Origin of the sequence: Chromohalobacter sp. HP20-39 (assembly GCF_033052815.1) — a bacterium.
Classification (GTDB): domain Bacteria; phylum Pseudomonadota; class Gammaproteobacteria; order Pseudomonadales; family Halomonadaceae; genus Chromohalobacter.
Genome location: NZ_JAWHTP010000002.1, coordinates 296,679 through 309,880, shown reverse-complemented (window position 1 = coordinate 309,880; position 13,202 = coordinate 296,679). Strand labels below are relative to the sequence as shown.

Here is a 13,202-nt window from a genome sequence, read left to right as displayed (position 1 = left end):
CCCAAGACACACCCGCTTGAAACCCGGATAATGGCGAGCAATTCGCCTGTGGGCGCACCCCGACACCAACCCGGTTTTTGTACATGGAAATCAAGGTCAACTTTCTCGAAAATCTGCGGCTGGCGGCCAAGTTCGACGATTTCACCGTCGAGACCGATCAGCCCATTCGCTACAAGGGCGATGGCTCGGCGCCGAGTCCGTTCGATTACTTCCTGGCCTCGTCGGCGTTGTGTGCGGCGTATTTCGTGCGCTTGTACTGCAACGCGCGTGACATCCCCACCGAGAACATCCGGCTGTCGCAGAACAACATCGTCGACCCGGAGAACCGCTACAACCAGATCTTCAAGATCCAGGTGGAGCTGCCGGAGGACCTTTCCGAGAAGGACCGCACCGGCATCCTGCGCGCGGCGGAGCGGTGCAGCGTCAAGCGCGTGATCCAGAACGCCCCCGAATTTCAGATCGAGACGGTCGAGAACATCGACGAAGACGCCCAGGCGCTGTTGATGGGCACGAGCGCCAAGGACGGCAGCGAAGGCAACGAAACCTGGATCGAGGGCAAGGACCTGCCGCTGGAGCGCACCATCGCCAACATGACCCAGATCCTCGAGGACCTGGGCATGAAGATCGAGATCGCCTCGTGGCGCAACATCGTGCCCAATGTCTGGTCGCTGCATCTGCGCGACGCGGCCTCGCCGATGTGCTTCACCAACGGCAAGGGCGCGACCAAGGAAGCCGCACTCTGCTCGGCGCTGGGCGAGTTCATCGAGCGCCTCTCCTGCAACTTCTTCTACAACGATCAGTTCTTCGGCGAGGAAATCGCCGATAGTGCCTTCGTCCACTACCCCAGCGAGCGCTGGTTTCCGTTGGAAGACGATGACGCCCTGCCTGCAGGCATTCTCGACGACCATTGCCGGGCGATCTTCGACCCGGATGGCGAGCTGCGTGGCTCGCACCTGATCGACACCAACTCCGGGCGCGCGGATCGCGGCATCGTCGCGCTGCCGTTCAAACGCCGCTCCGATGGCGCGACGGTGTACTTCCCCTCCAACCTGATCGAGAACCTCTACCTTAGCAACGGCATGAGCGCCGGCAACACGCTCGCCGAGGCCGAGGTGCAGTGCCTCTCCGAGATCTTCGAACGCGCGGTGAAGAAGGAGATCATCGAGCAGGAAATCGTCCTGCCCGACGTGCCGGACGAGGTGCTGGCTAAGTACCCCGGCATTCAGGAAGGCATCGCCGCGCTGGAGGCCCAGGGCTTCCCGGTGCTGGTCAAGGACGCCTCGCTCGGCGGCCGCTACCCGGTGATGTGCGTGACGCTGATGAACCCGCGCACCGGCGGCGTGTTCGCTTCCTTCGGCGCCCACCCGAGCTTCCAGGTGGCGCTGGAGCGCAGCCTCACCGAGCTGCTCCAGGGGCGCAGCTTCGAGGGCCTGAACGACCTGCCGCAGCCGACCTTCAGCTCGCTGGCGGTCTCCGAGCCCAATAACTTCGTCGAGCACTTCATCGACTCCTCCGGGGTGATCTCCTGGCGCTTCTTCAGCGACCGCACGGATATCGACTTCCATGAATGGGACTTCGCCGGCACCACCGCGGAAGAGGCCGAGCGCCTTTATGGACTGCTCGCCGACCAGGGGCTGGAAGCCTACGTGATGGAGCACGAGGACCTGGGCGCGCCGGTGTGCCGCATTCTGGTGCCGGGCTATTCCGAGGTGTACCCGGTCGAGGACCTGGTGTGGGACAACACCAACATGGCGCTGGCATTCCGCGCCGACATCCTCAACCTGCATTCGCTCGAGGATGAGCGCCTCGCCGACCTGCTCGAGCGTCTGGAGGAAAGCCAGCTCGACGACCACATCAAGGTCGGCACGCTGATCGGCATCGAATTCGACGACAACACCGTGTGGAGCGAGCTGACCATCCTCGAGCTCAAGCTGTTGATCGAGCTCGCTTTAGGCGAGTACGACGCCGCGCTGGAGCACGTCCAGATGTTCCTGCAGTTCAACGACAACACCGTGCAGCGCGGCCTGTTTCACCAGGCCATGCAAGCGGTGCTGGAGATCGCCCTGGACGACGACCTCGACTTCGACGACTACCACCGCAACCTCACGCGGATGTTCGGCGAAGAGACCATGCGCCAAGTGATCGGCGCGGTGAACGACGAGATACGCTTCCCTGGGCTGACACCCACCAGCATGGGGCTGGAAGGCATCGACCGCCATCAGCGCCTGATCGAAAGCTACAAGAAACTGCACGCCGCGCGCGCCGCCAAAGCCGGCATCGCCACCTCGTAACCGCGCCTCCCCACCCTCTCCGTCACCGCCACTCACGGCGCGCCCCGACGGAGAGGGCATTCAGCCCCGCCTAATGCGTTAATACCAGAACCCCCACCTCTACGACCAACCGCCGCTTTGCATCCATCATCACACTTGAATACTCTGAATCACTAAAGCTGCTTAGGCGGCCAGACTGAAGAATGACAACAACACAACGCAGAGGGACTACCGCATGGATGGCAAGGGCGCATCACCGCTTGCAGGTAGGTGGCGGTAGCGTGCCTGGAATTCATGACCCGCCGCTGTTTTTCATTCCGCATGTTGGTTCCGATAAAACGCGCAAGCACGCGAATTCTGCATAACGCGCCGAACTATGCTTAGCGTGGTTTAAAATCAATGACTTAGGTGCGAAATAGCGGGCTAGATAAGATTTGTTGAACGCGCGCGCTCGTTTAAGTGAGAAAACGAGCGCGCTATCTAATACCTGTTATGTATATTGAATCGATAATTTTAATCTAAGGAAGCCAAATGACTGAAAATATTGAGGATAAAACCCTAAACCTCTATCCGATCGACTACCCATTTGAGACGCTTGTAAACAGGATTCAGTCAAACCCACCGAAGTTAAAGTTGGATCCAGACTTTCAAAGGAAGTACAAGTGGGACAAAGATGGCTGGGTACGGTCTTCAAGGTTCATAGAGTCATGCCTCATGAGGATACCGCTCCCATCATGCTATTTCGCAGAAGATGAAGATGGACGCCATATGGTAATTGATGGTGTGCAGCGACTCACAACAATAGCCCGGTTTTTCAATGATGAATTTGCATTGGAGGGCATGACTACCTTCAAAGAATTAGAAGGTAAAAAGTTCTCTGAATTAGGTGCACTGCAGACAGAGTTAGAAACTACAACAATACGATGCATCATTCTAAGAAAAGAGAATCCAAAGAGCCTTGTCCGGGAAATATTTTCAAGACTAAACCAGGGGGCCGTAGAACTTTCAGATCAAGAAATTCGACATGCTCTATATCCAGGCACTCTCGATGAGCTTTTGGTCGAACTCGGTGAAAATCCCTTTATCGCAAGGTTCGGTCTAGCCGAAAACTCTGATGTTGACAGGAATAGTTTAGAGTCGGAGGAGCAGGTTCTGCGCTTCTTTGCCTTTTCTGACGACCCTGAACTAACTGGTTTTAATACTAACCTTAAAGATTTCCTGGATGACTATATGGAACGAAATTCAGAGCTCGATGACGATGCACTAGGTGAGTATCGAGAGAGTTTCAACAAGGCCCTTGAAAATTGCATAGAAGTTTTCGGCGATAACGTTTTTACCAACCCTGCAGCAGAACGAAAAAGGAAGGGCCTGGTTCACTATGACCTTCTAATGCCAACCGTAGGACGATTGGATTTTGAAGTTGCGAAAGAAAATAAAGAAAACATAAGAGGCGCTTATTTAGCCCTTTGTGAAAGTGACGATTTCAAAAGAACACTTTCTGGCGGACTACAAAATAGATCATCTATTCTTAGGAGAAAACAGAGCTGGTCCGAGCTTTTGGAGGCTGCGATTAATGGAGGATAAAGTTGATGAGCTTTTCGGAAGATACAAAAGCCTATATGACAATTTATTCGAGATTATAGAGTTATCTGAAGATCGTGTTTTATCTGAAAATCCAGATGAGCTTTTTTCAGATAACGTCAACTTTTTCGTGAAATCATACATGATAAATATTTGTTCATACCTGGAGGCTTATCTTCAAGATTTGGCTTATGAGTATGCAAAAGAAATTAATCGCAGGATAAGGCTTGCCAGAATTCCTCACAACTTCATTTATTGGAAAGCATCCAGGGATCCAAAAGAGAAGGATCTGAGGTTTGAAGAGGCTAATTATCCCTCGAATAAGAAAGATATCTCCGATGGGCTGTCTGCGAATCCATACAAGACGCTAAAAGCTTATCGGCTTTTAGGGATTGATCTTTCGGCAGAAGATGAGTTTAATAAAAATAAAGATCTCATCAACGCTGTAGTTAACAAACGGAATAGCATTGTTCATCATAACGACAATGCTATGGATGTTTCTTTTTCTGATCTTTCCTCAAATATTAAAGTATTTAAGGTATATATGGGTGCCGTAAGAAATGCCGTCTTATGTGCTTCAGGAAATACATAACCAGTCGCTGTTGTCGGACAATTTCTCCACCGCTTCGCGGTTCCAAAATTGCCGCAAAGCTCTGCGTTATACGTCCCCCTAAGGAATTAAGTAGCAATGTCTACCTACAGCAATGAGTACGAAGAATTCTTGTTTCATCGGATTGATGATTCAGATTTGCTGACAGGATTTCTTATTGGGCACTTGGTTATAGAGCACCTACTTGAAGAAATAGTCCTAAGTTATGACAGCAAGCTCATGGTGCATTTTCTGTCATTAACCCATAGTAGAAAAATTACCCTTATCAACTCTTTGGGCTTGGTACCAGATGATGTGGCGAATTGCCTACAAAGTATTAATAAGATGAGAAATAATTTTGCTCACAAACTTGGCTATGCACCAAATAAAGGTGAATTGCTAAATCTAATAACTAAATGCAGGGCTAGCTTTAACGACATGACTGACGGCCTTGAGCAGCTTCACGGAGCTCTAACAGAATCCGGCAGTCTACTTGAAGCTCAAGAGAATCATGGAGTCGGTCTGGCCGACCTATTTATTCAAGTGGTTTACGATCTGGAGGCATACGCAAATAAAGATGTCTAGGCAGAAAACGTATAACAAGCCGCTCAAATTCGTTCCGGCCACAAAAAGCGTGGCCTCCACCGGACTCGCTAACGCTCGCCGTTTAGCGGAGCGTTATATGTACAGGGAGAGGGCGTGAATCGGGATATTTTGAATGTTGCTGTAGAGGATGACGTTGATCAGGAGGCTGCTTCCCAGCTTAGGGAGGCTATTGCATTTTTCGGCGGTGATGCAGACTTTCATGCCGTTCCAGATAGAGGGCCGCAAGCTTCTATATTGCTTCTAGGGTTTACCTCGGTGGCTCTTATATTTGGCGGTTCTTTTATAAAGAAGCTGGGCGATAAAGCTGCTGAAGACTGTTACCCGCACATCAAGCGGGCGCTTTTGGGAGTTTATAAAAAATACTTTGGCCCTAACGCGAGTTATCAGGTCAAGGTGATTTCATCGTCAGAAAATAAGGCGCCGGAAACTCCATAATCTCTCATCTTGGCGCTATATTGTGTAGGCAGGAACAATGAGAAAGTTAAGTTTTTGTATAGAACGGACTGGTCCCAAGACGAGTTTGAAGAAGCAACTGAGAGATATCTAGAATCAATGGTCGAGTTTGTTGGTAAAGGCCAAGGTGTTGTCGCTGAGCTAGTACAGGAGGAGCCCGTAATCGTGCAGCCATACCTAATAGCGATGGATGCGAGTTCTGGTAGGTTGGTTCGTGTAAATGCTCATCCAGAGGGCGTCGGCATATAACAAGCCCAGGCAGGGCGACGGGTTTTCCGTTCCGCCTGCGGCTTCACTCCAAACCCGCGCCTGCTGGGTGCGTTATACACAAGAGAGAATATCGTAGATGGAATTTCCCACTCAGATTAATATAAATCTTAGGCATTCAAATATTCAAAATGTGCAACCTAAGTCAATTCATGTTTATAGTGGAATCACTACCTTTCTTGGTCCAAACGGTTCGGGTAAAACACAGCTATTAAGAGGGCTAAAACAGGATATTGTCCAGCATTCATCTGGAAAGAAGGTTCGCTATGTTTCGGCGGGAAGATTAGGTCCTTTAGAAAACTTTAGGTCTGATTTCGATGGTCAGCGTGGCGGGAACCCAAATTATGAGAATGCACAATATGGAGATAAAGGCTCCATGCAGCGTAGGCATGCAAATGAAACTGTAACTGGTGACTTTGCGACACTTAGCGAACGACCAGATATTTTAATTAAAGTTCAGGAAAGGCTAAGGAAACTTTTCAATAGAGATGTTCATGTTGACTGGGATGGTGGTCGGCTAAAGATATATTTTACCCGAGTCGATATGGAATCAAATGAATATTCGTCTGCTCGCGAGGCAAGTGGATTACTTCATTTGGTTTCCATCCTCGCAGGCTTGTATGACGATGAAGTTGGAGTGGTTTTAATCGATGAGCCCGAAGTTTCCCTCCACCCCCAGCTACAATCTTTTTTGTATCAAGAAATAGCAAAGGTGGCCGGCTCACCAGATGAGCAAGGGAAAAAATTAGTATTTCTATCCACTCACTCAACTGAGTTCGTGCACCTTCAATCAGTAGATGATCTAGCTTCAATAGTTTTTTGCAGCGATGTTCTTAAGGAACCCGTACAAATTGATCCAGCAATTGACGAATTTCGAAGTCGAAAAATTCAAGCCCTGCTCGCCAAGATGGGACAAGAGCATAAGTTAGCACTTTTCTGTGACCGGCCTTTATTGGTGGAGGGGCCTAGTGATCAAATTATTTGTTCTGGCATAAGCCGAGCACTTGATTTAAATACCGAAGCAGCTGGATCACAAATATTGCCTGTAACCGGAAAAGGCCAAATGCCTGTAGTTACAAAACTGATGCGTCTAATTGGTAAAACGCCCAGCGTTTTAGCGGATGCCGACGCATTAGCAGACGGAGTTGATCTTATTAGTTCATTTGTTAATCAACAAGCCGCAGATGACATAGCTATGAGATTTGGACATCGGAACGCTTCTCAATTTGCTAGAGATATATATCGAGACTTTTCTCAGCAAGTAGACGAAAACTGGGATGATATAAGTGATCTATCAATGACCCATTCATACTGGTTAAACCGTGATGTCCAAAAAGACGAGATCATTGCAAAGAGACGTGCAGTATTTTGCTCCTTGCTTGAAGCAGACGAAAATATGCTCAGCCAGTTAAATAATTACCCCCAATGGTGCGGACTAAAAGCAAGACTAATATCTCTTATCGGTTTATTAAGAAGCCAAGGGTGTTTCATTCTTAAGAAAGGAACTATCGAGGCTTATTATCAGTACGCAGATCAGTTAACTAGTGACGAAAAACCAAATGCTGCGGCGCATGAGGTTTCTTATATGAGTGATGCGGGAGAGGAAGATATAGCAGAAAATTTCAGTGATGTAGTTGAGGCAATTAAATTTGCATCCCAATCTAAAAACATTGATGAAGGTGCGGCAATTAGAGATATGGTTTTAGCAATAGTGGCGCCGGCACTAGCAACCCTATCCGAGGCAACTACCGAAGTTGAGCTAAACACTAACTGCAGAGATCTATTTGGGAACAAGTCTAGTTTATTTCGGCTGTCTATTGAGACTGCGGACCGATTATATCTAGTTGTTGATCTCGCAACATCAATTTTAGATGTGAAAGGTTTTCCGCTTAAAATTGAAGCTGGTACAAACCCTATTATAAATGTTAACGAGCAAATGGGGCTTGGGTAAATGTATAACAAGGCGCTGCACTCGGATAAATTACTCACTTCGCTCCTAACTTACCGGTGAGCGCGGCGTTATACGTCACAAGATAGGTACGCATAGCACTATGAAAATTAGAAAGATATCTCAAGCTGACCTCATGGACATTTCGCGCATTCAGCGCGAGTGCTATAGCGAGGATCTCCTTGAATCCATTGATTCATATTCTGCAAAGCTGTCTGCTAATTCGGATTTCAGTTTTATCGCGATACAGAACGAAATGGTAGTAGGGTATGTGGTGGCTTTGCCATGGGTATATGGTGAACTGCTTGACTTGGATGGTGTTGATTATTCTGTTCCGGTAGATGCGGATAGCCTTTGTATCCACGACATCGCGGTGAGTCGTGAAGCACGCAATGGCGGTACTGCGAAATATTTGCTGAACTCAGTATTGGAGTCCGCAAAATCAAGGGGATATAAGCGGCTATTCCTAGTAGCTATCCAGGGAGCGTCATCTTACTGGAAGCGCCAAGGGTTTGAGGCTGTGCAAGTGAATGAGGAGTTAAAGGGTCGTCTTTCCGCCTATGGGGAGGATGCAGAATATATGACTAGAACCTATGAATAGGTATAACCAAGCCATTCACGCGGCGTTGGGCGGCGAGACAGATGAGGACGTAAGTCAAATGCATATTCAAACGATGGCGCGATATAATCGCTGGATGAATCAGAAAATCTACGAGTGCTGCTCTGGATTGTCAGATGAGAAGCGGAAGCGCGATATGGGGGCTTTTTTTAAATCAATTCATGGCACTCTTAACCACTTGTTACTTACTGATCGGGTCTGGATGGGACGGTTTACGGGTAAGCCATTCTATATCACGTCACTAGATCATGAGCTCTACGCGAACTTCGACGTTCTTCGAAGCGAGCGCGAGGCTGAGGACAATCGCATAATCGAATGGGTAGCCTCGCTTTCCACGCAAGATGTGAACGAAGACTTGATCTATACCAGTATCGTAAACCCTGAGCCTCGGCGGTACCCGCTTTGGTTTGCCCTTTCACATTTCTTTAACCATCAGACACACCATCGTGGCCAAGTCACGACCCTTCTTACCCAACTGGGCATTGATGTCGGAGTTACAGACCTGATCGGGCTACCAGGTGATGAGACGTAAACAGTGCTTATGTAGCTATCGCTGATCAATAAGGCGTTCCGGCCGACCACTCACTCGCTATGTGCGTGTGAATTGGCTGTGTTTTGGCCTTGAACCAACAGGTCCTCACTGAAGGAATCACTGATGATCGTTCCTTTATTCCTTGATACAAATGATGGTCGGTATTTTTCAAAGGATGCTCGTCGGGCTGTTGAGGAGGTGTGTGCCGATGCTGAACCGGAGATTCGTTCTTTCCTCGGCGACTTAAATGAAGATATTGATTTGGCCTGTCAGACGGGGCCTTTCGTTATCCCGGAAACGGGAGAGATGGGCATGGCAGTCTCGCCAGGTCGCGTGAGGTGGACCGTTGATGCGAGATTGCCGGGCGGCGTGGCCGCTGTTGCTCGTGCCCAGCTGCGTTTCACGTTGTTTCATGAGCTTCATCATTTGGTAAGAGGATGGGTCATGTATGGCGGGGCGGCGCGCACCTCCTTTATGGAGGGGGTCGTCAGCGAGGGCCTTGCGACCGTATTTGAGCGAGATTTTGGGGGCCGTGAGACGCCTTGGGGGCAATATCCTGCCGAGGTCGAGCAATGGGTTGCTGAGTTGCTAGAGCTTCCGGTTTCGGCGTCTTACGATCATTGGATGTTCCAGCACCCGGATGGGCGGCGTTGGATTGGTTATCGTGCGGGAACCTACATTGTAGACCAAGCTATCCTAACGTCTGGGTTATCGGCTGCCGACTTGGCTCTCGTTCCAAGCGACGAGATATTACGGATGTCTGGTATCCGCTAGCATTGAGGCATGAGAACCTAATGATGACATGCACGCGTTAAGTGCGTGATGGCTGATGTCAGATATCGATATGACCTACGAAGCACAGATCAAGGATTGGCTGGCGTGCGACCCCATGCGTATGGAGGCGCTTGCCATCGCTTCTGAGGAGAAGCTGCCGGAGTGGTGCATCGCTGCGGGGTTCGTTAGGAACTTGGTTTGGGATAATATTCATGGGCTTTCATCGGCTACCGATCTGAACGACGTTGACTTGATTTACTTCGATCCACGCGATTGTAGTGAATCTCGTGACCGAGAAATTGAGGATGATTTAAAAAGCATTTCGAAGCTTCCATGGTCGGTGAAGAATCAGGCCAGAATGCACGAGCGGAATTCGGACAGTCCGTACATTTCAACTGAAGATGCCATGAGTTTCTGGGTAGAGGTGGAAACTGCCGTGGGGGCCAGGTTGGATGAGAGAGGCGAGGTAGCGATTGTGGCCCCTTTCGGTGTTGAGCGGCTATTCGGCTTCACCATCACCTTGAACTCAAAACGGCCAAAGCGAACGGATTTCGAAGCCAGGATAAGCTCTAAAAGATGGCTGGAAATGTGGCCAAAACTGGTGGTGAACGCCTGACGAATCGCTGCCGCCGTAGTGCAGGCCAACACCATCATGGCGATCTGAATACTCCAGCTTTTGCAGAGAATCACTGCCCCTAAGCGCTACACAGGCTTCCACCATGGTTTGATGGAGACGTAGCCAGGAGCCGCTAATAGCTACCGACGCTTAACCGCCCTAATACCTGCAATTTATCATCGGTAGGACGCACTACGATCATCTCGCCGGCGCCAATGACACTGCCCACCAGCGCCGAGATATTTACTTGATGGGTAACCAACAGCAAATTGCCTGGCCCTTGCCAGTCCAGGATGTGCTCGCGCGCCTTTCGGGTACGCGATTCTTTGTCACTACGCTCACGGAAGAAAGAGTCTAGCCACGGTGCTGGTTTGACGTCGCCGATGTCCATGAGTCTTGCGGTGTCCAATGCGCGGCACCACTGCGAGGCATACACCGCTGCAACCGAAATGTTCCGCTCGCGGAGATCACGGCCAATCGCTCTCGCCTGAGCGCGTCCTCGCTCAGAGAGGTTGCGCTGCGTCTCGCAGCGACCGCGCTCAAATTCGGCAGGATCACCTATTCCCGGAGCCACTGCATGGCGCATCAAAATCACCGCGCCGCCTTTCTGCAAGGCCCTCCAGGTGGTTTCGTTTGCCTGGGCGCTGATTGGAAACGCATCCAGTACACCGAGCAGCAGCGCTAGGGCGAGGTAGCCTAGGAGCTTCATGATAAGACCCCGTTGATCATCATGGTGGCTTACGGCATCAGGAGGATGTTTCCATACACCATCGCCCAATTTCTATAGCGCCGTAAAACGTTGCGTGATCCTATTTAAACCCCACCTCACTTCTTGGGACTAGAGTAGACGCTCAGCGCGGTCACCGTGGCGAGGATCAGCACCATCCCGACGATCTGGATGCTCACCAGGCTTTCGCCGAGAACCATGACGCCGAAGAGCGAGGCGGTGACGGGTTCCACCATGGCGACGATGGAGGCGACGGCGGGGGCGGTGTGTTTCAGGCCGGCGATGTAGAAGATGAACGAGAGCCCGGCGCCGAGTATCCCCAGCGTGACGAACAGCGGCCAGTCCGGCGTGTGTAACACGTCCAAGGTTTGGCTGGTGTCGCCAAGGCCGGCCAGGAGCACGGCGAGGACCGCGAAGGCGATCACGAGAATGGCCTGTGGGCTGCCGTGCGGTGCGGCATACTTGAACCCGAAGATGAACACAGCGTAGGAGACCCCGGCCAGCAGCCCGGCACCCACGCCGAGTAGCGTGACGCCCCCTGAGCTCACATCGTATATGCGTGTTAGCAGTACGATACCGAGCATCACCACCACGATGGCGGCCCATTTTATCGGCGTGGGCTGTTCGAGCTTCAGTACGAACGAGAGCAGATAGACGAAGATCGGCGCCGAGTACATCAATGTCGCCGCCACCGCGACGCTGCCCTGCGAGATGCTGAGGAAGTAGAACGCGAAGTTGCCGGCGACGCCCAGGCCGGCCACCGCCGACCAGCCCCACAGGCGGCGATTGCGCAACCCGCTGTGGCGCGGGCGGATCGCCAACCACCCGAGAACGAACAGCAGACCGATGGCGCCCCGGTAGAACGAGACGACGAACGCATCCCAGTCGTCCGCCATGAGCAGGCCGCCGATGCCGCCGGATAAACCCCAGCAAAGTGAGGCGAGAACCACGAGTGCCGTTGCACCTGCCATTTATGTCTCCTGATGACGGGATGAAGTGGAAAGAGGCTGGAAAGCCGCGCGCTCGGCGGTCCTGTAGCCGATGAAGGCCGTAGCCACCGCGATCAGCGCGAAGGCGATGAAGCAGATGAGATACCCTCGGCTGCCGATCAGGTAGCCCGCGAGGGGCGAGCCGACGATCTGGCCAACGGCGATCATCAGGAAGGGCAGTCCCAGCCCGATGGCGGGGCGGTCCGCATACAGCCGGATGCCCCAGACGAGGTAGACGCCGGTCAGCATGATGTAGGCCGCGCCGAAGAGTGCGGCCGCGACCAGCACCGCTACCAGATTCGAGGCGCTGAGTACCAGCAAGCCGAGCGCGCCGGCCATGGCCGCGAGACTGCCGCGATGCACGATGTTGAGGCCGAAGCGTGCGATCAGGTCGCCCGCCGCGCCGCCCACCAGCCCCGCGACGCCGATCAAAATCCAGACGATGTTGGCCGTCGCCTGCTCGAAATGTCCCAGCGTGATGACCACATCGCTCGAGAAGGTCCAGAAGGCGGCGCTGGCCGTGCCCATCCCGGCGGCTGCCACCACGAGCGTCAACGCGCGAGGGCGCCATAGCCCACCAAGGCGGTCGGTGTCTTGGCGGCTGTCGGTTGAGGCGTCGTCATTGGTGCCCGCGCGAGGCATGCTGATCAGCAACAACAGCGCATTGAGCAACGCGGCAATGGCAAAGGCGGCGTAGGCGAGCCGCCACTGGCCGGTGGCGATGAAAGCGACCGGTCCGGAAACCGCGACGCCCAGGCTGGTACCGGCGTTGATGACGGTGTTGGCCCGCCCTTGCCGGGGCGCGGTGATCGCGCGGGACACTGCCTGCGCCATGGGCGGCGATGCCAGCCCGGTGCTCGTCCCCGCGAGCAGAATGGCGCCGGCCAGCCACAATGGCTGCGTGCTGAGGGCGACACCTGCCATGCCGGCCGCTGCGATCAGGGCGGCGGCGACAGCAATCCGGCGCGGCCCGAAGCGCTCCACTAGCAGCGCGCTGAGCACGATGGCGAGGCAGTAACCGACATAAGCGCCGCTACCGATGACGCCGGCCAGGGTCGGGCTCAAGCCGACATCGTCGCGCATGCCGGGCAGGAAGAGCCCATAGGCGAAGCGTGCCAAGCCGTAGGTGGTGCCGATCAGCATGGTGCCGGCGACGATCAGGCGGAATTCGATACGCGTCATGCGGTGTACTCCCCTCGGCCTGTGGCCGGCATCGTGTTAATGGAATGTA

Annotated in this window: 13 protein-coding genes; 10 read left to right on the top strand and 3 right to left on the bottom strand. The window is 52.6% G+C overall.

Going from position 1 to position 13,202, the window contains the following annotated elements; translation table 11 throughout:
* Window positions 1-83: 83 nt before the first annotated feature.
* From RVY79_RS04975 to RVY79_RS04930, 10 genes are all read left to right on the top strand, one after another.
* A complete protein-coding gene (locus RVY79_RS04975; protein ID WP_317462931.1) occupies window positions 84-2,291 on the top strand; it encodes an OsmC domain/YcaO domain-containing protein in 2,208 nt (735 codons plus the stop codon).
* A 510-nt stretch (window positions 2,292-2,801) separates the two neighbouring features.
* Window positions 2,802-3,854: a DUF262 domain-containing protein gene (locus RVY79_RS04970; RefSeq protein WP_317462930.1), complete on the top strand. Its 1,053-nt coding sequence runs from the start codon at window positions 2,802-2,804 to the stop codon at window positions 3,852-3,854.
* Entirely contained in the window at window positions 3,844-4,443 is a 600-nt protein-coding gene (locus tag RVY79_RS04965; RefSeq protein WP_317462929.1) for a HEPN domain-containing protein, read from the top strand. The genes RVY79_RS04970 and RVY79_RS04965 overlap by 11 nt, the downstream gene beginning before the upstream one ends.
* Window positions 4,444-4,539: 96 nt before the next feature.
* Window positions 4,540-5,025, top strand: a complete 486-nt coding sequence (locus tag RVY79_RS04960; RefSeq protein WP_317462928.1) for a hypothetical protein — start codon at window positions 4,540-4,542, stop codon at window positions 5,023-5,025.
* Window positions 5,026-5,139: 114 nt separating this feature from the next.
* Window positions 5,140-5,481: a hypothetical protein gene (locus RVY79_RS04955; RefSeq protein ID WP_317462927.1), complete on the top strand. Its 342-nt coding sequence runs from the start codon at window positions 5,140-5,142 to the stop codon at window positions 5,479-5,481.
* A 364-nt stretch (window positions 5,482-5,845) separates the two neighbouring features.
* A complete protein-coding gene (locus RVY79_RS04950; RefSeq protein ID WP_317462925.1) occupies window positions 5,846-7,717 on the top strand; it encodes an ATP-dependent nuclease in 1,872 nt (623 codons plus the stop codon).
* A 100-nt stretch (window positions 7,718-7,817) separates the two neighbouring features.
* Window positions 7,818-8,315 carry a GNAT family N-acetyltransferase gene (locus RVY79_RS04945; RefSeq protein WP_317462924.1) on the top strand — a complete coding sequence of 166 codons (498 nt, stop codon included), beginning with the start codon at window positions 7,818-7,820 and terminating at the stop codon, window positions 8,313-8,315.
* Window positions 8,316-8,373: 58 nt separating this feature from the next.
* Window positions 8,374-8,865, top strand: coding sequence for a DinB family protein (locus tag RVY79_RS04940; protein WP_317462922.1), 492 nt, complete (start codon window positions 8,374-8,376; stop codon window positions 8,863-8,865).
* 123 nt (window positions 8,866-8,988) lie between these two features.
* Window positions 8,989-9,639 carry a DUF2268 domain-containing putative Zn-dependent protease gene (locus tag RVY79_RS04935; RefSeq protein WP_317462921.1) on the top strand — a complete coding sequence of 217 codons (651 nt, stop codon included), beginning with the start codon at window positions 8,989-8,991 and terminating at the stop codon, window positions 9,637-9,639.
* Window positions 9,640-9,694: 55 nt separating this feature from the next.
* Entirely contained in the window at window positions 9,695-10,255 is a 561-nt protein-coding gene (locus tag RVY79_RS04930) for a nucleotidyltransferase family protein (protein ID WP_317462920.1), read from the top strand.
* Between the two features lie 133 nt (window positions 10,256-10,388).
* Here RVY79_RS04930 and RVY79_RS04925 read toward each other — a convergent pair whose 3' ends face one another.
* From RVY79_RS04925 to RVY79_RS04915, 3 genes are all read right to left on the bottom strand, one after another.
* Window positions 10,389-10,964, bottom strand: coding sequence for a histidine phosphatase family protein (locus RVY79_RS04925; protein WP_317462919.1), 576 nt, complete (start codon window positions 10,962-10,964; stop codon window positions 10,389-10,391).
* A 116-nt stretch (window positions 10,965-11,080) separates the two neighbouring features.
* Entirely contained in the window at window positions 11,081-11,953 is an 873-nt protein-coding gene (locus RVY79_RS04920; RefSeq protein ID WP_317462918.1) for a DMT family transporter, read from the bottom strand.
* Complete coding sequence (locus tag RVY79_RS04915) at window positions 11,954-13,153, bottom strand: MFS transporter (protein WP_317462917.1); 1,200 nt, start codon at window positions 13,151-13,153, stop codon at window positions 11,954-11,956.
* Window positions 13,154-13,202 lie beyond the last annotated feature (49 nt).

Excerpts from the sequence above, each read along its gene's own strand:
- RVY79_RS04975 (WP_317462931.1), top strand. The coding sequence starts at position 84 with ATGGAAATCAAGGTCAACTTTCTCGAAAATCTGCGGCTGGCGGCCAAG.
- RVY79_RS04970 (WP_317462930.1), top strand. The coding sequence starts at position 2,802 with ATGACTGAAAATATTGAGGATAAAACCCTAAACCTCTATCCGATCGAC.
- RVY79_RS04965 (WP_317462929.1), top strand. The coding sequence starts at position 3,844 with ATGGAGGATAAAGTTGATGAGCTTTTCGGAAGATACAAAAGCCTATAT.
- RVY79_RS04960 (WP_317462928.1), top strand. The coding sequence starts at position 4,540 with ATGTCTACCTACAGCAATGAGTACGAAGAATTCTTGTTTCATCGGATT.
- RVY79_RS04950 (WP_317462925.1), top strand. The coding sequence starts at position 5,846 with ATGGAATTTCCCACTCAGATTAATATAAATCTTAGGCATTCAAATATT.
- RVY79_RS04945 (WP_317462924.1), top strand. The coding sequence starts at position 7,818 with ATGAAAATTAGAAAGATATCTCAAGCTGACCTCATGGACATTTCGCGC.
- RVY79_RS04940 (WP_317462922.1), top strand. The coding sequence starts at position 8,374 with ATGCATATTCAAACGATGGCGCGATATAATCGCTGGATGAATCAGAAA.
- RVY79_RS04935 (WP_317462921.1), top strand. The coding sequence starts at position 8,989 with ATGATCGTTCCTTTATTCCTTGATACAAATGATGGTCGGTATTTTTCA.
- RVY79_RS04930 (WP_317462920.1), top strand. The coding sequence starts at position 9,695 with ATGTCAGATATCGATATGACCTACGAAGCACAGATCAAGGATTGGCTG.
- RVY79_RS04925 (WP_317462919.1), bottom strand. The coding sequence starts at position 10,964 with ATGAAGCTCCTAGGCTACCTCGCCCTAGCGCTGCTGCTCGGTGTACTG.
- RVY79_RS04920 (WP_317462918.1), bottom strand. The coding sequence starts at position 11,953 with ATGGCAGGTGCAACGGCACTCGTGGTTCTCGCCTCACTTTGCTGGGGT.
- RVY79_RS04915 (WP_317462917.1), bottom strand. The coding sequence starts at position 13,153 with ATGACGCGTATCGAATTCCGCCTGATCGTCGCCGGCACCATGCTGATC.